Annotated in this window: 21 protein-coding genes; 13 read left to right on the top strand and 8 right to left on the bottom strand. The window is 70.5% G+C overall.

The features are described 5' to 3' along the window. Window positions 1–450 precede the first annotated feature (450 nt). On the top strand, window positions 451–1,035 hold the full coding sequence (locus AB0D18_RS17830; RefSeq protein WP_362418675.1) for a suppressor of fused domain protein: 585 nt from the start codon (window positions 451–453) through the stop codon (window positions 1,033–1,035). Window positions 1,036–1,138: 103 nt separating this feature from the next. Here the strand turns inward: AB0D18_RS17830 and AB0D18_RS17825 are convergent, their stop codons facing one another. Then, window positions 1,139–2,431, bottom strand: coding sequence for an MFS transporter (locus AB0D18_RS17825; RefSeq protein WP_362418672.1), 1,293 nt, complete (start codon window positions 2,429–2,431; stop codon window positions 1,139–1,141). 190 nt (window positions 2,432–2,621) lie between these two features. On the opposite strand from AB0D18_RS17825, the gene AB0D18_RS17820 reads away from it, so the two are divergent. The 3 genes from AB0D18_RS17820 to AB0D18_RS17810 all read left to right on the top strand — a co-directional run bounded on the left by AB0D18_RS17820 (window position 2,622) and on the right by AB0D18_RS17810 (window position 5,052). Next, entirely contained in the window at window positions 2,622–3,260 is a 639-nt protein-coding gene (locus AB0D18_RS17820) for a DUF6758 family protein (protein WP_362418669.1), read from the top strand. Window positions 3,261–3,433: 173 nt separating this feature from the next. Further along, window positions 3,434–4,300, top strand: a complete 867-nt coding sequence (locus AB0D18_RS17815; protein ID WP_362418666.1) for a PHP domain-containing protein — start codon at window positions 3,434–3,436, stop codon at window positions 4,298–4,300. Window positions 4,301–4,446: 146 nt separating this feature from the next. Continuing rightward, on the top strand, window positions 4,447–5,052 hold the full coding sequence (locus AB0D18_RS17810) for a MarC family protein (RefSeq protein WP_362418663.1): 606 nt from the start codon (window positions 4,447–4,449) through the stop codon (window positions 5,050–5,052). 128 nt (window positions 5,053–5,180) lie between these two features. On the opposite strand, the gene AB0D18_RS17805 is transcribed toward AB0D18_RS17810, so the two are convergent. Next, window positions 5,181–5,333 (bottom strand): hypothetical protein, encoded by a 153-nt coding sequence (locus AB0D18_RS17805; RefSeq protein ID WP_362418660.1) that lies wholly within the window; start codon window positions 5,331–5,333, stop codon window positions 5,181–5,183. A gap of 213 nt (window positions 5,334–5,546) precedes the next feature. Between AB0D18_RS17805 and AB0D18_RS17800 the strand changes: the two genes are divergently transcribed. Further along, on the top strand, window positions 5,547–6,464 hold the full coding sequence (locus tag AB0D18_RS17800; protein WP_362418657.1) for an NYN domain-containing protein: 918 nt from the start codon (window positions 5,547–5,549) through the stop codon (window positions 6,462–6,464). A 9-nt stretch (window positions 6,465–6,473) separates the two neighbouring features. On the opposite strand, the gene AB0D18_RS17795 is transcribed toward AB0D18_RS17800, so the two are convergent. Both AB0D18_RS17795 and AB0D18_RS17790 read right to left on the bottom strand, forming a co-directional pair. Beyond that, on the bottom strand, window positions 6,474–7,349 hold the full coding sequence (locus tag AB0D18_RS17795) for an alpha/beta hydrolase (protein WP_362418654.1): 876 nt from the start codon (window positions 7,347–7,349) through the stop codon (window positions 6,474–6,476). 347 nt (window positions 7,350–7,696) lie between these two features. Continuing rightward, entirely contained in the window at window positions 7,697–9,874 is a 2,178-nt protein-coding gene (locus tag AB0D18_RS17790) for a DEAD/DEAH box helicase (RefSeq protein ID WP_362418652.1), read from the bottom strand. 370 nt (window positions 9,875–10,244) lie between these two features. Here AB0D18_RS17790 and AB0D18_RS17785 point away from each other — a divergent pair, with 370 nt between their 5' ends. Beyond that, window positions 10,245–10,982 (top strand): ferritin-like fold-containing protein, encoded by a 738-nt coding sequence (locus AB0D18_RS17785; protein ID WP_362418649.1) that lies wholly within the window; start codon window positions 10,245–10,247, stop codon window positions 10,980–10,982. Window positions 10,983–11,013: 31 nt separating this feature from the next. Here the strand turns inward: AB0D18_RS17785 and AB0D18_RS17780 are convergent, their stop codons facing one another. The 4 genes from AB0D18_RS17780 to AB0D18_RS17765 form a co-directional block, all read right to left on the bottom strand. After that, on the bottom strand, window positions 11,014–11,283 hold the full coding sequence (locus tag AB0D18_RS17780) for a hypothetical protein (RefSeq protein ID WP_362418646.1): 270 nt from the start codon (window positions 11,281–11,283) through the stop codon (window positions 11,014–11,016). Window positions 11,284–11,501: 218 nt separating this feature from the next. Further along, entirely contained in the window at window positions 11,502–11,729 is a 228-nt protein-coding gene (locus tag AB0D18_RS17775) for a DUF3107 domain-containing protein (RefSeq protein ID WP_362418643.1), read from the bottom strand. 182 nt (window positions 11,730–11,911) lie between these two features. Next, complete coding sequence (locus AB0D18_RS17770) at window positions 11,912–12,550, bottom strand: TetR/AcrR family transcriptional regulator (RefSeq protein WP_362418640.1); 639 nt, start codon at window positions 12,548–12,550, stop codon at window positions 11,912–11,914. Between the two features lie 242 nt (window positions 12,551–12,792). Continuing rightward, window positions 12,793–13,023 (bottom strand): hypothetical protein, encoded by a 231-nt coding sequence (locus tag AB0D18_RS17765; protein WP_362418637.1) that lies wholly within the window; start codon window positions 13,021–13,023, stop codon window positions 12,793–12,795. A 143-nt stretch (window positions 13,024–13,166) separates the two neighbouring features. On the opposite strand from AB0D18_RS17765, the gene AB0D18_RS17760 reads away from it, so the two are divergent. The 7 genes from AB0D18_RS17760 to AB0D18_RS17730 all read left to right on the top strand — a co-directional run bounded on the left by AB0D18_RS17760 (window position 13,167) and on the right by AB0D18_RS17730 (window position 21,387). After that, a complete protein-coding gene (locus AB0D18_RS17760) occupies window positions 13,167–14,153 on the top strand; it encodes an alpha/beta hydrolase (protein WP_362418634.1) in 987 nt (328 codons plus the stop codon). Between the two features lie 8 nt (window positions 14,154–14,161). Next, window positions 14,162–15,619 carry a DUF3152 domain-containing protein gene (locus AB0D18_RS17755; protein ID WP_362418631.1) on the top strand — a complete coding sequence of 486 codons (1,458 nt, stop codon included), beginning with the start codon at window positions 14,162–14,164 and terminating at the stop codon, window positions 15,617–15,619. A gap of 99 nt (window positions 15,620–15,718) precedes the next feature. After that, entirely contained in the window at window positions 15,719–15,817 is a 99-nt protein-coding gene (locus AB0D18_RS17750; RefSeq protein ID WP_323188142.1) for an Ms4533A family Cys-rich leader peptide, read from the top strand. Window positions 15,818–15,993: 176 nt separating this feature from the next. Further along, complete coding sequence (locus AB0D18_RS17745) at window positions 15,994–17,724, top strand: ABC transporter substrate-binding protein (RefSeq protein WP_362418628.1); 1,731 nt, start codon at window positions 15,994–15,996, stop codon at window positions 17,722–17,724. Window positions 17,725–17,726: 2 nt separating this feature from the next. After that, the gene (locus AB0D18_RS17740) at window positions 17,727–18,758 is read left to right on the top strand and encodes an ABC transporter permease (protein ID WP_362418625.1); all 1,032 of its coding nucleotides are present in this window, start codon (window positions 17,727–17,729) and stop codon (window positions 18,756–18,758) included. Then, window positions 18,755–19,744, top strand: coding sequence for an ABC transporter permease (locus tag AB0D18_RS17735; RefSeq protein WP_362418622.1), 990 nt, complete (start codon window positions 18,755–18,757; stop codon window positions 19,742–19,744). The genes AB0D18_RS17740 and AB0D18_RS17735 overlap by 4 nt, the downstream gene beginning before the upstream one ends. Continuing rightward, a complete protein-coding gene (locus AB0D18_RS17730) occupies window positions 19,741–21,387 on the top strand; it encodes an ABC transporter ATP-binding protein (RefSeq protein WP_362418619.1) in 1,647 nt (548 codons plus the stop codon). Before AB0D18_RS17735 ends, AB0D18_RS17730 begins: the two co-directional genes overlap by 4 nt. The last annotated feature ends 150 nt before the right edge of the window (window positions 21,388–21,537 follow it).

Genomic DNA, 21,537 nt, shown 5'->3' with positions numbered 1-21,537 from the left:
GACGTGCGGCGCCACGGCGTGGTGGCTCAGGCGTGCACGTCGGCAAAGCGGGCGGCACCGCGAGGACGCGGTGACGGCGTTCGCTCAGACACGGATCAGGCAAATCAGGTAAGGGTGAAGTGCTCTTCCGTCGTGCCCATCGTGCGAAATGCCCTGGGAGCCGAGGTGTTTCGGCGCTGGGAGGGCCGGGTACGAAGCCTCAGACCGCGTGGGGCAGAGGTGGTACGGAAGAGCGGTTGGTACTACCGGGTCGACTTCGATCCACCGCAGCCCCACCTCCTCCGGCCGGTCCCCCATGAGGGACGACGTGTCATCGGGGCTCGAAAAGTAACGCTGAAGCGTTATCGCGGATCGCCCCGACCAGCGGCCCAGGCTACCAGTCGGCCCCGGTGTCAAGCCCCGCCGAGGCGCGCCTTTGCCCGTTCCATACGCCGCCTATGCTCGCGGACCATGGGAGATGTACTTGCGCTGGTAGAAGCCCGACTGCGGACGACTCTGGGTGAACCGGACGCGCGCGCCGCCGTCACGTTCCTCGGTACGGACCGGATCGAAATCCTGCGGTTCCTGGACGGCGACATCGTCCGCTACGCCACCCTCGGCATGTCCGCGGCCCCGATGACCGACCCCACCGCGGCCCTCGCCGACCCGGTCCAGGGCCCGCGCGCCGAGCTGGTCCTTTCCGTACGGGCCGGCCTCGCGGACACCGACAAGGTGCTCCGCCCGCTCGCGGTGCTGGCGGCGTCCCCGCAGGTGGAGGGGCTGGTCGTGGCGCCGGGCGCCTCGCTGGAGGTGGGCGAGCCGCTGTGGCCGGGCGCGGCCTTCAGCTCCGTACTGGTGGCGGAGGCAGGAGGGCTCGTCGAGGACCTGGAGCTGGACGCCCCGATGGACCCGGTGCGCTTCCTGCCGCTGCTCCCGATGACCGCGAACGAGGCCGCGTGGAAGCGGGTGAAGGGCGCCCAGGAGCTCCAGGAGCGCTGGCTCTCGCACGGGACGGACCTGCGCGACCCGCTGCGCGCGGGCGTACCGCTGGACTGATTTCCCCGTCCACAACCGCGGCAACCCGCCCGGGAAACGGACTGGAATTCGATCCCCGGGCGGGGCGCATACGGGGAGTGCGTGCCGGGAGCGCGTACCGCGGTCAGGTGTTGGCGAAGACCGTCACGCCGTCCTCCGTTGCGTGCACCGGCCGGAGTTCCTCGGCCTCGTGGGTGAGGGCGCCCCGGCGGACCAGTACGACCACCGCGCCGAGCACCGCCGTGACCGCCGCGACCACGAACGGGATGTGGATGTTGCTCCACTCCTCGATCTTCGGGGCGAGGAAGGGGGCGGCGGCCGCGGCGAACCATCGGACGAAGTTGTAGCCCGCGCTGGCCACCGGCCGGGGAGCGTCCGAGACGCCGAGCGCCAGCTCCGTGTAGACGGTGTTGTTCACGCCGATGAAGGCGCCGGAGACGATCGTGGCGACGACGGCGGTGGTGTGGTTGCCGTAACCCAGGACGATCAGGTCGGCGGCGAGCAGCACCAGCGAGCCGCCGAGCACCTTCAGCGAGCCGAAGCGCTGCTGCATCCGCGGAGCCACCAGCACCGAGAAGACCGCGAGGAGCAGGCCCCAGGCGAAGAAGACCGCGCCCGACCTGTACGGCGTCATGTTCAGTACGAACGGGGTGAAGGCCAGGATCGTGAAGAACGCGTAGTTGTAGAAGAAGGCCGAGGCGGCGACGGAGGCGAGGCCGCCGTGGCCGAGTGCCTTGATCGGGGCGAGGAGCGAGGTCTTCCGCGCGGGCCTTGGCTGTTCCTTGAGGAACGTGGTGATGCAGAGGAAGCCGATGGCCATCAGCGCCGCGGTGCCGAAGAACGGGTAGCGCCAGCTCGCGTTGCCGAGTGCCGCGCCGAGCAGCGGGCCGCACGCCATGCCGAGGCCGAGCGCCGACTCGTACAGCAGGATCGCCGCGGCACTGCCGCCGGCCGCAGCTCCGACGATCACGGCGAGCGCCGTCGAGACGAACAGCGCGTTGCCGAGCCCCCAGCCGGCCCGGAAGCCGACCAGCTCGCCGACCGATCCGGACGTGCCGGACAGCGCGGCGAAGACCACGACCAGCGCGAGCCCGAGCAGCAGCGTCTTCTTGCCGCCGATGCGGCTGGAGACGAAGCCGGTGACCAGCATCGCGACGGCGGTGATCAGGAAGTACGAGGTGAACAGGAGCGAGACCTGGCTCGGGGTGGCGCTCAGGCCCTTGGCTATGGACGGCAGGATCGGGTCGACGAGCCCGATGCCCATGAAGGCGACGACGGACGCCCCGGCCGTCGCCCAGACCGCCTTGGGCTGGCGCAGGAGGCTGATCGCGCCTTCGCCCTCGCCTTCGCCCTTGCCTTCGCCTTCGTCCGCGCCCTCGTTGAAGGGATCCGCTGCCCTGCCCGCACTGTGCTGCATGGCTTCTCTCGCTCTCCGCTAGATCGTTGCGATATACAAACAATAAGTTAGAGTCTCTAATGAATGCAAGCTACATCTAGTTTTGGCCGGTGGGAGGCTGGGGAGAGTGCAAGGAGCGTCGGAAAGCGGCGCGCGCCGGACGGGTGATCGTCCTTGACGCGGCGCCGACCGGGGAGGACTGTTGGGCGCTATGAGGGGCGAACCCAGTTGCCCGAAGTGCGGAGGCCGGGTCAGGGCGCCCGGCCTGTTCGCCGACACCTGGAACTGCCCCGCACACGGGTCGGTGCACCCGCTGCAGCCGGTGCTGCCACCCAGTGCCGAAGCCCTCGCCGTCGCGGTGAACCGCGCGCACGTCCCCGTCTGGATGCCGTGGCCGCTGCCGGTCGGCTGGCTGTTCAGCGGGATCGCGTACGCGGGTGACGACCGCACCGGCGGCCGCGCCACCGCCGTCGCCTGCTCGGGCCCGGGACCGCTCGGCGGATTCGGTGAACTCCTGCTGGTGGCCGAGGAGCTGGGGGTCGGACTCGGTGCGCGGTACGCGGGCATCGACGGCCCCGACCCCGGTGCGCACATCGCCATGGAGAAGCCCCCGCAGACCAAGGTCCTCGCGGCCGGCCGCCCCACCCCGATGTGGCACGTCTCCGGTACGCCGACGGACCGCGCGGTCTTCGCGGGAGAGGCGCGCGGGATCTGGCTCTGGGCGATCGTCTGGCCCGAGCAGTCCGGGCTGATGATGTACGACGAACTCGTCCTGACCGACCTGCGGGACGCCGGTGCCGAAGTGGAACTGCTGCCCTGCGGGGCGCTGTCGCCGCGCATTCTGGCCTGAGACGGGGAGCCGACGGCGCTCTTGCTGCCGCGGGCACGCCCGACCTGCTGCAGGCATGCCCGACCTGCTGCGGACCTGCCCGACCTGCCGCGGACATGCCCGACCTGGGCATGTTCGAATCCCAGTTACCCTTGAACGTCCCCTCTGTCCGTCCTGCCCCTGGAGTACGCGTCGTGCGCATCGACCTGCACACCCACTCCACGGCATCCGACGGCACGGACACCCCCGCCGAGCTGGTGCGCAACGCCCGCGCCGCAGGACTCGACGTCGTCGCCCTCACCGACCACGACTCGGTGCGCGGCCACGCCGAAGCCGTCGCCGCACTCCCCGAAGGCCTGACCCTCGTCACCGGCGCCGAGCTGTCCTGCCGTCTCGACGGCACGGGCATGCACATGCTGGCGTACCTCTTCGACCCCGAGGAGAGCGAGTTCGCCCGCGAGCGCGAGCTCGTTCGCGACGACCGGGTGCCGCGCGCGCAGGGCATGGTGGTCAAGCTCCAGGAGCTCGGCGTGCCGGTCGAGTGGGCCAGGGTCGCCGCCATCGCGGGCGACGCGTCCATCGGCCGCCCGCACATCGCCGAGGCCCTCGTCGAACTGGGCGTCGTCGAGGACGTCTCCGCCGCCTTCACCTCCGAGTGGCTGGCCAACGACGGCCGGGCGTACGTCGACAAGCACGAGCTGGACCCCTTCACCGCGATCCGCCTGGTCAAGGCGGCCGGCGGCGTCACCGTCTTCGCGCACCCCGGCGCCGCCAAGCGCGGCGACACCGTGCCGCTGAGCTCGATAGCCGAGCTGGCGGCCGCCGGTCTCGACGGCATCGAGGTCGACCACATGGACCACGACGAGGACGACCGTGCCCGGCTGCGTGCCTTCGCCGCCGAGCACGACCTCCTCGTCACCGGCTCCAGCGACTACCACGGCAGCCGCAAGACCGTCCGGCTCGGCGACTACACCACCCACCCCGACGTCTACGGCGAGATCACCCGCCGTGCGACCGGCGCCTTCCCGGTGCCCGGTGCGGGTGGACGCCCGCGCGCGTAGGACCTGTCCGAAGGTTCACTGGCGCGCCTGACGGTGCCGGGCTCTCCGGTGCCGTACGCACACAAAATCCCTCACGTTCCGCACCGAGCTGTGCCCGTGCGCCCCCGCGCGCCCGTCGGCACGGCTCTCTCCCGCAAGGCCTCACTGTGCTCGACTTCGCCGTCTTCGGATCCCTCTTTCTCACGCTTTTCGTGATTATGGACCCCCCTGGGATCACCCCGATCTTCCTCGGTCTGACCTCGGGCCGGCCCGCCAAGGTGCAGCGCCGGATGGCCTGGCAGGCGGTGGCCGTCGCCTTCGGCGTGATCACTGTCTTCGGCATCATCGGCCAGCAGATCCTCGACTATCTGCACATCTCCATCCCCGCGCTGATGATCGCGGGCGGGCTGCTCCTGCTGCTCATCGCGCTCGACCTGCTCACCGGCAAGAACGAGGAGCCGACCCAGACCAAGGACGTCAACATCGCCCTCGTACCGCTGGGCATGCCGCTGCTCGCCGGGCCCGGCGCGATCGTCTCGGTCATCCTGGCCGTGCAGCACCAGAACACCGTCACCGGTCAGATCTCCGTCTGGGCGGCGATCATCGCCATGCACCTGGTGCTGTGGCTGGCGATGCGCTTCTCGCTGGTGATCATCCGGGTGATCAAGGAGGGCGGCGTGGTGCTGGTGACGCGCCTCGCGGGCATGATGCTCTCCGCGCTCGCGGTGCAGCAGATCATCAACGGCGTCACGCAGGTCGTCCAGGGCAGCTGACCCGGGTACGTCCGGCTACGGAAAGCGCCCCCGTGCAGCTACTGCACGGGGGCGCTTTCTCGAATCATCTCGATACGTCGTACGTGTTACGTCATGCCTGTCACGTCGTGCCTGCTACTGCGTACGTGTTACGAGGCCGTGGTGTCGGCCGGGCGGATGTAGATGCGCTGGCCGATGGAGGCGGCCTGCTGCACGATCCGGTTGACGGAGGCGGCGTCCACGACGGTGCTGTCCACGGCGCTGCCGTCAACATCGTCCAGTCGCATGATTTCGAAGCGCATGCGCTTCTCCCTTCGTCTGATCCTCCTGCTGGAGAACTGCTGTGAATGTGTGGGGTGCACGTGGGGCCGGTGGGCCCGTGCGTTCCATAGGGGTACAACGAGCCTCATCGCGAAAAGATTCCCTACACTAAAGAAAATTTTCGTGAGGCTAACTAGCCATCGGTGGAGCACCGCTTGTGCGGGGCCCGTGGTGCGCCGGAGAATGGGCAGCGTATGGACGACGCACAGCCTTCGGGCCCCCCTGACCTCTCCAGGCTCTCCGCCCGCCTGGACCGCACCAACGAGCTCCTCACCCGCATGCTCGCGGAGGTCGCCAAGACCCCCTCCACCCACGCGATCTTCGTGGACGCGGGCTATGTGTACGCGGCGGCGGGCCTGCTGGTCACCGGTACCGAGGACCGGCGCTCCTTCGACCTGGACGCGGAGGGCCTGATCGAGGCGTTCATCGACAAGGCGCGGATCATCTTCGCGGACAGCCGGCTGCTCCGGGTGTACTGGTACGACGGTGCCAGGCGCCGCATCCACACCACCGAGCAGCAGTCCATCGCCGAACTCCCGGACGTCAAGGTCCGCCTCGGCAACCTCAACGCCAACAACCAGCAGAAGGGCGTCGACTCCCTGATCCGTACGGACCTGGAGTCACTCGCCCGGCACCGTGCCATCAGCGACGCGGCGCTCGTCGGCGGCGACGAGGACCTGGTCTCGGCGGTCGAGGCGGCCCAGGGATACGGGGCGCGCGTCCACCTGTGGGGCATCGAGGCGGGCGACGGCCGCAACCAGGCCGAACCGCTGCTCTGGGAGGTCGACAGCCAGCGCACTTTCGACCTCGACTTCTGCAAGCCGTACGTCACGCGCCGCCCGGTCACCACGTACGAACAGGAGAACGGCCCGACGCCGAAGCGCGAGGACGTCCGTTTCCTGGGAGCGCAGATCGCCGCGAAGTGGCTGTCCGAGCGGGGCCGGCAGGAGCTCGGCGAACTCCTGCCGGGGCGGCCCTACCTGCCGGGCCCGGTCGACCAGGAGCTGCTGGTCGAGGCCGAGCGGATGCTCCAGCGGTCGCTGCGCGGCCACTCCGACCTGCGGCGGTCGCTGCGGGACGGCTTCTGGCAGCACCTTCAGTCGCAGTACTAGGGACAGGCCCTAGGCGCCGGGGACCCGGTCCCAGAAGTCGACCAGTGCCTGGGCGGTGTCGTCCGGGCGGTCGGTGTTGGGGGAGTGGCCCGCGTCCTTGATCACGGTGCGGTGGGCGCCGAGGCGTGCCGCCATGTCGTCGACGAGGGGTACGGGCCAGGTGTCGTCGACGGTCCCCGACACGACGTGCAGGGGGAGCCCGGCTTCCCGCAGTTCGGCAGTGCGGTCGGGCTCGGTGGTGAGCTGGTGGCCGGTCGCGGCGAGCTGCGCGGGGCTGTGCAGCAGCCAGCGGTGCCGCAGAGCCGCTTCCAGCTCCGCATCGCTCGCCTTGGTGGCGGTCTCCTCCGGTACGGGCGTCTCCATGGCCTGCATCGCGTCCCAGACGTCGCCCATCGGCATGACGGCGAAGGCCTGCGTCAGGAGAGCGATCTTCTCCTGCTGGGAGGGGTCCACTTCGGCGGGGCCCGACGACATGAGGGTCAGCGAGCAGAAGGCGGCGGGGTCGAGGAGGACCGCCGCACGGGAGATCTGGCCGCCGAGGGAGTGGCCGAGGAGGTGGACGGGCGTGGCGGCGAGAGCGGCGGCCTGCGCGAGGACGTCGCGCGCCAACTCGGCCTGTGCGTACGGGAGCTGACTGTCTGTCGACCCCTCGGACTCGTACTGCCCGCGGCCGTCCACGGCGACGGCGCGGTAGCCGGCACGGGCGAGTGGCACCAGCATCTCGATGAAGTCCTCCTTGCTGCCGGTGAATCCGGGCAGGAGGAGGGCGGTGCCACGGGGCGGCCCGGCGGGCTCCGCTTCGAGCGCGGCGAAGGTGCCGCGGTCGGTACGGAGGGGGACGGCGCGGACGCCGGGGGGCGGGGTGAAGGTCGACGGCCTGCTCATGCGATGAGGCTACCGGCGGGGGGTGGTCCGCTGCGCGGGGCGGTGCGCGGGGCGGTGGGGATTATGTGCGGGTGCGTCGTGGCTGGTCGCGCAGTTCCCCGCGCCCCTAAAAGACTGCCCCTCATCCCCCTAGCCTCCTTGGGTAGCGGGGCCGCCCCCCGGGGGCAGTGGGGTCTCCCCTGCTCGAGCGAAGCCGAGAGCTTGGGGAAGGGTGGGCAAGGGGGCGGCCCCCACGCGGAGCACGCCCCTGCCCGACCGCACGCGCCCAAGCCGCCGCCCGCATGCCGATGGCCCCGCTTCCTCTTCGGAAGCGGGGCCATCGGGTCAAGGTCAAGCAGTGCAGCGGATCAGCTCGGCTTGCGGACCGTGCGACGCCGGCGCGGCTTCGATCCCTCGCCGGCTGCCGAGGACTCGGCAGCCGGAGCCGCCTTCTCCATCTTCGGCTTCGACGTGCGCGCGGCAGGACGGCGACGCTGCTGCATCGACGGCTCCGGCTCCGGCATCGGGGCCATCTGGAAGTCGACCTCGGGCTCGGCCGAGATCCTGGCCCGTACCGGACGCTTCAGGCGCGGACGTACCGGAGCCTCGAAGACCTCGGCGGACGCGTCGACGACCGGGGAGGGCGTCTTGGCGCGGGGGGCGCGGGCCCGGGTCGCCCGCGCGGGAGTGGAAGCCTCGGTGGCCTCCGCGGTCCGCGTCCGGGTCCGGGTGGCCTTCTTGGCGGGCGCCGGAGTCTCGGTGACCTCGGAGGTCGCAGCGGTCTCGGTGACCACGGCAGCCTTCGTCGCCCGGGTGCGGGTACGCGGCTTGGTGGCCGCCGGGGCCTCCTCTGCAGCGGCAGGTGCCACAGGCGCCACAGCAGTCACAGGTGCCTCGGGTGCCTCGACCACCGCGGTCGCGCCGGCGGACTGCACCGTGGGCCGCGTCCGGCGGCGGCGACGCGGCGTGCGCGGCTCCGTACCGTCGGAGGAAGGAACGTCGGAGGCGGGAGCCTCCGCGACAGGTGCCTCGACGACACGTGCCTCGGTGGTCGGCGTCACGGTCTCGACCGTGGTGTCACCCAGGTCCGAGCCGTTGCGCGTACGGCGCCGCTGGCGCGGGGTGCGCGTACGCTCCGGGCGCTCCTCCACCACGGCGGCAGCTGCCGCGGGCGCGGACTTGCGGCCGCGGCCGCCCGTCTCGCCCAGGTCCTCGACCTCTTCCGCGCGAAGACCCGCGCGGGTGCGGTCGGCCCGGGGCAGTATGCCCTTCGTACCGGCCGGGATGCAGAGGATCTCGTAGAGGTGGGGGGACGTGGAGTACGTCTCCTCCGGCTCGTCGAAGGGGAGGTCCAGCGCCTTGTTGATGAGCTTCCAGCGCGGGATGTCGTCCCAGTCGACGAGGGTGACGGCGATGCCCTTGTTGCCCGCGCGGCCGGTGCGGCCCACCCGGTGCAGGTAGGTCTTCTCGTCCTCGGGGGTCTGGTAGTTGATGACGTGCGTGACGCCTTCGACGTCGATGCCGCGGGCGGCGACGTCGGTGCAGACCAGGACGTCGACCTTGCCGTTGCGGAAGGCGCGCAGCGCCTGCTCGCGGGCGCCCTGGCCGAGGTCGCCGTGCACGGCGCCGGACGCGAAGCCGCGCTTCTCCAGCTGCTCGGCGATGTCGGCGGCGGTGCGCTTCGTACGGCAGAAGATCATCGCGAGTCCGCGGCCGTCGGCCTGGAGGATGCGGGAGACCAGCTCCGGCTTGTCCATGTTGTGCGCGCGGAAGACGTGCTGCGTGATGTTCTTGACGGTGGCGCCCTCGTCGTCGGGCGACGTGGCGCTGATGTGCGTCGGCTGCGTCATGTAGCGACGGGCCAGGCCGATGACGGCGCCGGGCATCGTCGCGGAGAAGAGCATGGTCTGCCGCTTGGGCGGCAGCATGTTCATGATCCGCTCGACGTCGGGCAGGAAGCCCAGGTCCAGCATCTCGTCGGCCTCGTCGAGGACGAGCGCGCGGATGTGGGACAGGTCGAGCTTCTTCTGCCCGGCCAGGTCGAGCAGCCGGCCCGGGGTGCCGACGATGATGTCGACGCCCTTCTTGAGGGCCTCGACCTGCGGCTCGTACGCACGGCCGCCGTAGATCGCGAGTACCCGGACGTTGCGCGCCTTGCCGGCGGTCAGCAGGTCGTTGGTGACCTGCTGGCACAGCTCGCGGGTCGGCACGACGACGAGGGCCTGCGGGGCGTCGGTCAGCTTCTCGGGCTTGGCCCGGCCTGCCTCGACGTCGGCGGGAACGGTGACGCGCTCAAGGAGCGGAAGGCCGAAACCGAGGGTCTTGCCCGTACCGGTCTTGGCCTGGCCGATGACGTCGCTGCCCGAAAGCGCGACGGGGAGCGTCATCTCCTGGATGGGGAAGGGGGACGTGATGCCGACCGCCTCAAGGGCTTCGGCCGTCTCGGAAAGAATGCCGAGGTCTCGGAACGTAGTCAGGGTGCTGCCTCTTCTGTGAGACGCGACACAAGGCGAACAACGGGGGTCGTACCGTGCCTGGGTTTTCATCCGGCCTTGGGAGGACCGGGTGGCGCGGGACCACTGCCATTGCTCTAGCGCTCGTGCCGCTGAGGGTTCCCTCGTCTGCGGTGGTGCGTGTGCACCGTCCGCACGGAGGGCTGTCGGGTCGGAGCCGATCGGGCCACCGACCGGGCATCCTCATTCGGATGGCCTGCTTGAAGAGCGCGCGAACATAAGTGCGTACGCGGGGAAAGCTCAGCAGGCGCATTACCACTGTACCCCGGATTCGCGCATGTGTGTTGGGTGAATTCGTAGGAATGGTGGGGCGGCGGTGGAGCCGCCGATGGTGGCGGCGGACCGGAGGGTGGTCGCTGACCAGGCCCTTACAGGGTCCCCCGGGCGGGCTATTGTGCGCGTTATGGAGACATCTGACACCCCTCCCGATACCCCCGACGCACCCACCGGAATCGCTGCCCAGAACTGGGACACCGCATCCGTCGAGCCCACCTACCGCGCTGCCGTCGTGGACCTCCTCGGCGCCCTCGCGTACGGCGAGCTGGCGGCCTTCGAGCGGCTCGCCGAGGACGCCAAGCTGGCGCCGACGCTGGGCGACAAGGCGGCACTGGCGAAGATGGCCTCCGCCGAGTTCCACCACTTCGAGCGGCTGAGCGGCCGGCTCTCCGCGATCGACGCCGAGCCGACCGCCGCGATGGAGCCCTTCGCGAAGGCCCTCGACGACTTCCACCGCCTGACCGCCCCGTCCGACTGGCTGGAGGGCCTGGTCAAGGCGTACGTCGGCGACTCGATCGCCAGTGACTTCTACCGCGAGGTCGCCGCCCGGCTGGACACCGACACCCGCTCCCTCGTGCTCGCCGTTCTCGACGACACGGGGCACGGAAACTTCGCCGTCGAGAAGGTGCGTGCCGCGATCGAGGCCGACCCGCGCCTCGGCGGCCGGCTCGCGCTGTGGGCGCGGCGGCTGATGGGCGAGGCGCTGTCGCAGGCGCAGCGCGTGGTCGCGGAGCGCGACTCGCTCTCGACGATGCTGGTGGGCGGCGTGGCGGACGGCTTCGACCTCGCGGAGGTCGGCCGGATGTTCTCCCGTATCACCGAGGCGCACACCAAGCGGATGGCCGCGCTGGGACTGGCGGCCTGATCCCGCACCGGCCGCGGCGCAGCGGACAGCGCTACGCCGCGGCCGACCTGCGGCGCATGCGGCCGGTGGGGCGCAGGAGCAGCGAGAGCGACACGGCGCCCACTCCGGCCGCACCGAGCAGTGTCAGCAGCAGATGGCCGGGGCCAATGGCCGCATGGGCCAGACCGGCCCCGAACAGGGCGCCGAGGAGCCCCGTGGTCAGGACGTGCGGACGGGCCGGCAGGCGCTCGGGCAGCCGGTGCGCGGCCGCCTGGGCGAGGGTGAGGCCAAGGATGACGGAGCCGAGAGCTTCCCAGATCAACGTGGTTCCCTCCTGCACTGCAACGTGGGCAAATGGGTCGTAGCCCGTCTTACCCGGGGTGTGCGGAATGCAACCCTCCCTGGTCGTTCAGTCGTACGAACGCTCCGGCGCGTGCAGGCGAACGGCCGGTGGCGCGCAGTCGAACGGCCCGGTGGCGCGCAGCGGAACGGCCCGGCGGGAGAACCCGCCGGGCCGTTCGGCTACTGCGCTGTCGCGTACTAGAGGTTGCCGAAGCCCACCCGACGCTGGGCCGGCTCGCCGATCTCCACGTAGGCGATCCGGTCCGCCGGTACGAGGACCTTGCGGCCCTTGTCGTCGTTCAGGCTGAGCAGCTGTGCCTTGCCGGCCAGCGCGTCGGCCACGGCGCGCTCGACCTCCTCGGCGGACTGTCCGCTCTCCAGAACGATCTCCCGGGGTGCGTGCTGCACGCCGATCTTGACCTCCACGGCTATGTCCCTCCGACGATCTGGTCGGCGCGGTCGCCCCGCGCCGTACGTTCAGCCACATTAGCCCGCGGAGGGGACGTGATCGGCTCCCTCGGAGAACGCCGGGAGCGAACACGAGGTGTTTGAGCAGTCGCTCCACACCGCTTTGAGCAGTCGCTCCACGGCGTTGAGCAGTCGCTCAACTACTGGTCGGTGCCGTGCAGCGGGAATCCGGCGATACCGCGCCAGGCCAGCGAGGTGAGGAGGTGCACCGCCTGGTCCCTGGGGATGGTGCTGCCGCTGGAGAGCCAGTAGCGGGCCACCACCTGAGAGACGCCGCCCAGGCCCACGGCCAGCAGCATCGACTCGTCCTTGGACAGGCCGGTGTCCTCGGCGATGACCTCGCTGATCGCCTCCGCGCACTGCAGCGAGACCCGGTCCACGCGCTCGCGCACGGCGGGCTCGTTCGTCAGGTCGGACTCGAAGACGAGACGGAACGCGCCGCCCTCGTCCTGTACGTACGCGAAGTAGGCGTCCATGGTGGCGGCGACGCGCAGCTTGTTGTCGCTGGTCGAGGCCAGGGCAGTGCGCACCGCCTGGAGCAGCGACTCGCAGTGCTGGTCCAGGAGCGCCAGATAGAGGTCGAGCTTGCCGGGGAAGTGCTGGTAGAGCACCGGCTTGCTGACTCCGGCGCGCTCGGCGATGTCGTCCATCGCGGCCGCGTGGTAACCCTGTGCGACGAAGACCTCCTGGGCGGCGCCCAGAAGCTGGTTGCGTCGGGCTCGGCGTGGCAGGCGGGTGCCCCGCGGGCGTGCCGCCTCTGTCTGCTCGGTGGCTGTCACGCCGCCTCCCATGTCTTTCATGTTCACGGACCTCTCACCGCACGGCTGTTCCGTGTGATGTGCGCCGCAGCGGCCATCGTACTTTTGAGTAACCCGGCTGTGCGCGGTGCGGACGCAGAATTTCACGGAGCGGACACCGAGTGAAGAGTGATCGGCGCGGCAGAAGGTTGCCCGGAGCGCGGAGGCCGACCGTCCGGTGAGCGGGGACCGGCCCTCCGGTGAGCGGGCGCGAGGCGTCCTTCTCAGCGGTAGTCGTCCTCGTCCAGGGTCACCACACGGGACTGCTCGACGGAGTCCGCCTCGTTCGCGGAGTCGGGATCGACGGTGGTCAGCGGGTCGTCCCGCTCCTGCCGCACGTCCGTGTGCTGTTCGGCCGCATCGGCCTCCGGGGTCTCGTCGGGGAGGTCCTCGGCCTCGTCCGTCCCGGAGTCCTCCTCGAAGGTGTCCGGGTCGCTCGGGTCAACAGTCGGCATGGGAACCGCCTTTCCGGCGTGAGCGTCGTCAGGTGCGCGTGCATGCCCTCCTTCGAGCGTAGGAGCACGAGGGGGCGCACGCCATGCGGTCTGTGACCGCGAACACATGAACCCCCGCGTGATCGTCTCGTAACATTGGCGCCATGTCTTCGACCGATCTGCCGGAATCCAGCACGGGATCCAGTGCCGGGTCCAGTGCCGTTGCCGCGCCGTTGCCGCTGGTCAGCGCGGTCAGAGTCGCAGAGGGGGAGGAGCTGAGATCCGTCTCCCTGCCGGGGCTGACGCTGACCGTACGGTCCAGGCCCCCGGTGCGCACCGGACTGCCGCCCGCGCTGTACGTGCACGGACTCGGCGGTTCCTCGCAGAACTGGTCCGCACTGATGCCGCTCCTGGACGGCGTCGTCGACAGCGAGGCCCTCGACCTTCCGGGCTTCGGCGACTCCCCGCCGCCGGACGACGGCAACTACTCGGTCACCGGGCACGCGCGTGCCGTGATCCGCTACCTCGACGCGCACCGGCGCGGGCCGGTCCACCTCCTCGGGAATTCACTGGGCGGAGCCGTGTCTACGCGTGTTGCGGCCGTACGCCCCGACCTGGTGCGGAGCCTGACGCTGGTGTCGCCGGCGCTGCCGGAGCTCCGGGTGCAGAAGACGGCGGTGCCGACGGCGCTGCTCGCGGTGCCGGGTGTCGCCGGGCTGTTCGCGAAGCTCAGCAGGGACTGGACGGCGGAGCAGCGCACGCGCGGGGTGACGGGGCTCTGTTACGGGGATCCGGGGCGGGTCACGCCCGAGGGGTTCCAGGCGGCCGTCGACGAGATGGAGCGGCGGCTTCGGCTGCCGTACTTCTGGGACGCGATGACCCGGTCCGCGCGGGGCATCGTCGACGCGTACACCCTCGGTGGCCAGCACGGACTGTGGCGGCAGGCGGAGCGGGTGCTCGCGCCGACGCTGCTGGTGTACGGCGGGCGGGACCAGCTGGTGTCCTTCCGCATGGCGCGCAAGGCAACGGCGGCATTCCGCGATTCCCGGCTCCTGGCCCTTCCGGATGCGGGGCATGTGGCGATGATGGAGTATCCCGAGGCGGTCGCCGAGGCGTTCCTGGGGCTCATACAGACAGAAACTAGGAGCTGATCCGCCGCGTGGGACGTCACAGCCGTCGAGGTGCCGCACCCAAGGGTGCCGACGAGAACCCCGGCATAGGCAGGGGCACCGACACCTCAAGAGGTGCGTCCGGTACGTCCAGCGCCCCAAGCGCATCCGGTGCGCCTGTCGCGCCCGGGAGCGGTCGCCGCAGGCGGGGCGACACGGGAGAGCTGCCGCGCCACCAGGGCGACATGGGGGCGGCGGCGCGGTTCCAGCCGCACCACCTGGCGGGAGGGCCACGGCCGGCGCCGCCTTCGGTGCCTTCGCAGCCGGTGCGCGGCGGGCATCCCGAGCAGCGTGAGCCGGGCGGCGGCTGGGGCGACACCGGTTCGTTCGGTGTGCCCGGTGGGCGCGGTGCGGTCGGCGACACGGGTGGTGGGCGGTACGGCGACTGGGTCGGGGCGCCGAGCGCCACGGCCGCGCATGCGCCGCCGCGGATTCCGGGGCCCCGGCGGGAGTTCGTGGAAGCGTTCGAGGGGGCGCGCCCGCAGCCCCGTACGCAGACGCAGCCCCGCATGCAGGCGCGTGATCCGTACGAGGCCGTCACCGACTGGGACGAGGCCGAAGCGCTCCACAAGGACGGCGACGGCGACAGCGACGGTGCCGACGTCGATTCCGACGGCACTGCCCGGCGCGCCAGGCGGCGCCGGGCCCGTACCGTCACCGGGGTCTCCGCCGCCACTGTGACCGCCGTGCTCGCGGTCGTGGTGGCCGGGCACGACTCCGGTGCGGGGGCGAAGGACTCGGCGGCCCCGAGCGTGGGGGACCGGAGGCTCGCCGACGGCGCCTCGCGCGACGAGGACCGGGTCGCGCCGCAGGGGAGCGAGGGGGAGCAGGCACCCGCCGCCCCGCCGACGTACGAACAGCGCATGGCGCGGAAGCTGACGATGGCCGCGGACCAGAGCGGGCCGAACACCTTCGACACCGTTCCGGGAACGGACAAGGCGCCGGGCAAGGGCAAGAAGTACCACTACCGGGTGGACGTCGAGAAGAACATCGGGCTCGACGGGAAATTCTTCGCGGAGGCGATCCAGAAGACCCTCAACGACAAAAGGAGCTGGGCGGGCAACGGTGAGATGACGTTCGAGCGAATATCCACCGGGGATCCGGATTTCGTCGTGACGCTCGCCACTCCCGTCACCACCAATACCTGGTGCCTGAAGTCGGAGCTGGAAACGCTCTCGAAGAATGTCTCCTGTGATTCCGCGGCCACCGAGCGCGTGATGATCAATGCTTACCGGTGGGCCGGCGGATCGCCGACCTTCGGACTGAAGCTGCTCCTTCCGTACCGGCAGATGCTGATCAACCACGAGGTCGGACACCGGCTCGGGCACGGCCATCAGGGCTGCGTGAAGAACGGGGCGCTCGCTCCCGTGATGATGCAGCAGACCAAGACGCTGGAGTCGGGCGACCGGAAGTGCAGGCCCAACCCCTGGGTGCACCCCGGGAGTTGACGGGCGGGCCCGGGGAGGGGTCCGGCGTGTGACCGGTATGTGAGACGCCGTCTCAGAGTGAGATTGACATAAAGGGCGGGGTCGTTCATATTTCTCGGCATGTCGCCCCGTCACGCAGCCGCCACCGATCGCGCAGCCATTGAGCTCGCGCTCATCGGTGTGACCGCGCACTGCGTCGCCGACATTCTCTGTAGCTGACGTCTGCCCAGGTGCGCGTCAGAAATTTGCTTTTCTTCCCTGACATTGCCGCGCTCGGGCGTATGCATCCCCTTTGCATTCCGTCCGCAGGCGCGGCATTTTCCGTGCGAATCCTTTCCGGGTTCTGAGCGCCTGCGCGTGCTCCTTCTTTCCAACCCCCGAGAGGTCCTTTCGTCATGCGCAGATCCGTCACGTCCCGCCGGGCGGCCGTGGTTGCCGCCGCTGTCGCGCTCGCCACCGCCGCCACCGCCTGCGCCGGGCCGCAGGGCGACGGCGCCGCCTCCGCGAGCGGCGCGGGCGGCAAGGCCGGCGCCCCGCAGAAGGGCGGCACCCTCCAGATCCTCAACCGGCAGCCGCAGACCGACTTCGACCCGGCCCGGCTCTACACCTCGGGCGGCGGAAACGTTCCGTCCCTGGTCTTCCGTACGCTCACCACCCGCAACCGGGAGAACGGCGCCGACGGCACCAAGGTCGTCCCCGACCTCGCGACCGACCTCGGCAGGCCCAGCAAGAACGCCACCGTGTGGACGTACACCCTCAAAGAGGGGCTGAAGTACGAGGACGGCACGCCGATCACCAGTGCCGACATCAAGTACGGCATCGAGCGTTCGTTCGCCGCCGAACTGTCCGGCGGAGCCCCGTACCTGAGGGACTGGCTGATAGGCGGCGCCGGCTACGAAGGCCCGTACAAGGCGAAGAAGGGGCTCGACTCGATCGAGACCCCGGATGCGCGGACGATCGTCTTCCACCTCAACAAGCCGGAGGGTGAATTCCCCTTCCTGGCGACGCAGACCCAGACCACGCCCGTGCCGAAGACCAAGGACAACGGGACCAAGTACGAGGAACACCCCGTCTCCTCGGGCCCGTACAAGGTCGTCAAGAACGAGAACGACGGCGAGAAGCTGCTCCTGGAGCGCAACCCGCACTGGGACGCGAAGACGGACCAGGAACGCGAGGCGTACCCGGACCGGATCGAGGTCCGCTCCGGGCTCGACCCGGCGGTGATCAACCAGCGGCTGTCCGCGAGCGCGGGCACCGACTCCGCCGCCGTGACCACCGACAACAACCTCGGGCCCGCCGAGCTCGCCAAGGTCGCCGGCGACAAGAACCTCGCCGCGCGCGTCGGCACCGGCCACTTCGGCTACACCAACTACCTCGCCTTCAACCCGAAGGTGAAGCCCTTCGACAACCCGAAGGTGCGCCAGGCGATCGCGTACGCCGTCGACCGCTCGTCCGTGATCAACGCGGCCGGCGGGTCCTCCCTCGCCCTGCCCGCGACGACGAACCTGCCGCCGCAGAAGTCCTTCGGCTACGTGAAGTACGACCACTTCCCGGCGGGCGACACCGGCAACGCCGCCAAGGCGAAGGAGCTCCTCAAAGAGGCGGGGCACGACAAGGGCCTCACCGTCACCCTGACGCACTCCAACGCCAAGGACCGCGAGACCAGCCCGGAGATCGCCACAGCGCTGCAGGACGCGCTGAAGAAGGCCGGGATCGCCCTGGAGCTCAAGGGACTTGAGGAGAACGACTACAGCGACACCGTGCACAGCGTGAAGAAGCAGCCCGGCCTCTTCCTCGGGCACTGGGGTGCCGACTGGCCGTCCGGCGGCCCGTTCCTCGCCCCGCTCTTCGACGGCCGTCAGATCGTCAAGGACGGCTCCAACTTCAACAGCGCGCAGCTCGACGACCCGGCCGTCAACAAGGAGGTCGACGAGATCAACAAGCTGACCGACCTGTCCGCCGCCGCGGCGAGGTGGGGCGCGCTCGACAAGAAGATCGGCGAGCAGGCGCTGACCGTGCCGCTGTTCCACCCGGTCTACAAGCGGCTGTTCGGCAAGGACGTCAAGAACATCGTGATCAGCGACTGGACCGGTGTGCTGGACGTCTCGCAGGTTGCGGTCAAGTAGCGATGAGTGAAGCTCTACTGGCTCAAGAGGTGGGGGCGGCGCAGGTCGCCGTCCCCGCCTCGGGGGCCCGCCAGTTCTGGCGGCGGCTGCGCGCGCAGCGGGCTGCCATGGTCGCGGCCGGTGTGGTGGCACTTCTGGTGCTGGTGGCGCTCGCCGCGCCGCTGCTCGTCGCCCTGGAGGGGCAGGACCCGAACTCCTTCCATCCCGCGCTCGTCGACTCGGCCGCCGGTGGTGCGCCACTCGGCCCCTTCGGCGGGATCAGTGCCGAGCACTGGCTCGGTGTCGAGCCGCAGACCGGCCGCGACCTGTTCGCCCGGGTCGTGTACGGGGCGCGGGTGTCGCTCGGGGTCGCCCTCTTCGCGACCGTCCTGCAGGTCTTCCTCGGCGTCGTCATCGGCCTCGCGGCCGGGCTCGGCAGCCGCACCGTCGACCAGGTGCTCAGCCGCCTCACCGACGTGAACGTGGCGATGCCGCTGATGGTGATCGCCCTCGCGCTGCTCGCGATCGTCCCGGCGGAGTTCCCGCGCCCGGCGCTGATCGCGCTGGTCGTCGGCCTGCTCGGCTGGGCCGGCACGTCCAAGATCGTGCGCGCGCAGACCCTGACGCTGAAGTCGCTGGACTACGTCTCGGCGGCCCGGCTCAGCGGCTGGGGCAAGTGGCGGATCGCACGGCGCGAGCTGCTCCCGGCGCTGGCCGCACCCGTCATCACCTACTCGGCCCTGTTGTTGCCGCAGAACATCGTGGCCGAGGCCGCGCTGTCCTTCCTCGGGGTCGGCATCAAGCCGCCGACGCCTTCGTGGGGACAGATGCTCACGGACGCCGACGTCTGGTACCAGACGGCGCCGTCGTACCTGTTGATACCGGCGCTGTTGCTGTTCGTCACAGTGCTGGCGATGACAGTGCTGGGGGAGGGCGTACGGACGGCGCTGGACCCGCGGTCGCGGTCGCGGCTGGGCACGGCGCGGCGCCGCTTCCTCTCGGGCCGCCGCTTCCTCTCGCGTCGTGAGAGTCGTCAGAAGGGCGGGGCCCAGTGACCGGCTTCCTGTTGCGCAGGCTCGGCGGGGCCCTCTTCGTCCTGGCGGCGCTGAGCGTCCTGCTGTACCTCGTCTTCTACGTCGCTCCCGGCGACGTCGCGCAGATCGCCTGCGGGCCGCGCTGCTCGCCCGTACAAGTGGCGCAGGTGCGTGACCAGCTGCGGCTCGAAGACCCGCTGTGGCTGCAGTACGCGCACTTCGTGCAGGGCATCTTCGCGGGCCGCGACTACTCGTCCGGCACCGGAGTGCTGCACTGCGACGCGCCGTGCCTGGGAATCTCGTACCAGAGCGACCAGCAGGTCACCCAGCTGATCCTCACCAAGCTGCCTGTCACCGGATCCCTGGTGATCGGCGCCCTGGTGATGTGGCTGCTGCTCGGCGTCGGCACCGGCGTGCTGTCCGTATGGCGGCGCGGGCGTCTCACGGAAAGGGTGCTGACCTGGGTCACCCTCGCCGGGACCGCCACCCCGGTCTTCGTGATCGGACTGCTGCTGGTCATCGCGTTCTGCTCGACGCTCCAGTGGCTGCCCTTCCCGACATACGTGCCCTTCGGCGAGGACCCGGAACAGTGGGCGTGGAACCTGCTGCTGCCGTGGCTCTCCCTCGCGCTGATCGAGTCCGCCAAGTACGCGCGGCTCACCAGGAGTTCCATGCTGGAGACCCTGGCCGACGACCACGTCAGGACGTTTCGCGCGTACGGGGTGAGCGAGCGCGCCCTCGTGGGGCGGCACGCCCTGCGGGGCGCCGTCGCACCCGTGATCGCCCTCAGCGCGGTCGACTTCGGTTCGATGTTCGGCGGCGCGGTGCTCACCGAGTCGCTGTTCGGACTGCCCGGACTCGGACGGGAGCTGGTGGAGGCCGTCAAGGTCGTCGATCTGCCGGTGGTCGTCGGGATGGTGCTGGTGACGGGCTTCTTCGTAGTGCTGGCCAATGCCGTCGCGGACGCGCTGTACGCGGTGGCCGACCGACGGGTGGTGCTGACATGAGCAGCTTTGTGGTGGAGGTGGAAGGGCTCTCGGTCACCTTCCCGGGCGAGGGCGGTGAGGTCGCCGCCGTACGGGACCTGTCGTTCGCGCTGCCCGAGGGCGGTGCGCTCGCCCTGGTCGGCGAGTCGGGATCGGGGAAGAGCGCCACCGCGTCCGCCCTGCTGGGCCTGCATCGCGGGACCGGCGCCCGGGTCGAGGGCACGGTGAAGGTCGCCGGAGTGGACGTGGCCGCTGCCACGGAGGCCGAACTCCGCTCCCTGCGGGGCGCGAAGGCCGCCATGGTCTTCCAGGACCCGCTGTCCTCCCTCGACCCGTACTACGCCGTCGGCGACCAGATCGCCGAAGTCCTGCGCGTGCATCGCAAGGTGTCCCGGCGGGACGCACGCGCCCGTGCCGTGCAGGTGCTGGACCGGGTGGGCATTCCCGATGCCGTACGCAGGTCCCGGTCGCGCCCGCACGAGTTCAGCGGCGGCATGCGCCAGCGGGCCCTCATCGCCATGGCACTCGCCTGCGAGCCGAAGCTGCTGATCGCCGACGAGCCCACCACCGCCCTCGACGTCACCGTGCAGGCCCAGATCCTCGACCTGCTGCACGCGCTGCGGCGCGAGGAGGGCATGGGGCTGCTCCTGGTCACCCACGACGTGGGAGTGGCCGCGGAGAGCGTCGACGACGTCCTCGTGATGCGCGACGGGCGGGCGGTGGACCGCGGCCCCGTGGCCGACGTGCTGGCCGCGCCCCGGCAGACGTACACCAGGAGCCTCCTGGAGGCCGTGCCGCGCCTCGACGGGCCGCTGAACCGCCCCGACGTCCTCTTTGAGGGTGAGCCGGCGCTCGAAGCCGTCGCGCTGCGGCGGGAGTTCGGGCGCGGGAAGCGTGCCGTGACGGCCGTCGACGACGTGTCGCTGACCGTGCACCGGGGCGAGACCCTGGGCATCGTCGGCGAGAGCGGCAGCGGAAAGACCACGCTCGGGCGGATGCTCGTGCGGCTGCTGGAGCCCACCTCGGGCCGACTCCGTTACGGGGGTAGGGAGATCGGCCAGGGACGGGTGTCCGGCACACCGGGCGGCCCGAACGCGCACGGCGTGCAGATGGTCTTCCAGGACCCCGTCGCGTCCCTCAATCCGCGCCGCAGCATAGGGGAGTCGATCGCCGACCCCCTGCGCGCGGCGGGCGAACGCGACGAGAAGGTGCTGCGGGCACGCGTGCAGGAGCTGCTGGAGCGCGTCGGGCTCGACCCGGACCGCTACGACCGCTACCCGCACGAGTTCAGCGGCGGCCAGCGCCAGCGCGTCGGCATCGCCCGCGCCCTCGCCCCTTCACCGAAGCTGGTGGTGTGCGACGAACCCGTCTCCGCACTGGACGTCACCACCCAGGCCCAAGTGATCGAACTGCTCAGCCGGCTCCAGCGCGAGCTGGGACTCGCGCTGGTCTTCGTCGCCCACGACCTCGCCGTCGTACGGCAGGTCAGCGACCGGATCGCGGTCATGCGCCAGGGCCGGATCGTCGAGCAGGGGACCGTCGCCGAGGTCTACGGCGCGCCCACCGAGGCGTACACGAAGGAGCTCCTGGCGGCCGTACCGACACTCGATCCGGTGCTCTCGGCCGCGCGCAGGACGACCCGCGAGGAGCTCGTCGTGGCCTGACGCCACGCGCGCGCACACCTCTCTAGCGCGACTGAACGCGACCCGCGCGTGAAAGTTACGACTGTTCACCCCTTCCGGTGGTGCGATGGACAACCGTCCGTCGCACCACCGGCATGTCCGCATACGGTCGGTCCCGCTGCGAGTCGCCGG

The sequence above is a fragment of the Streptomyces sp. NPDC048442 genome (assembly GCF_040651475.1).
In the GTDB taxonomy this organism is placed as follows: Bacteria; Actinomycetota; Actinomycetes; order Streptomycetales; family Streptomycetaceae; genus Streptomyces.
The sequence above is the reverse complement of the archived record's forward strand: the minus strand, read 5'-3'. Positions and strand labels throughout refer to the sequence as shown.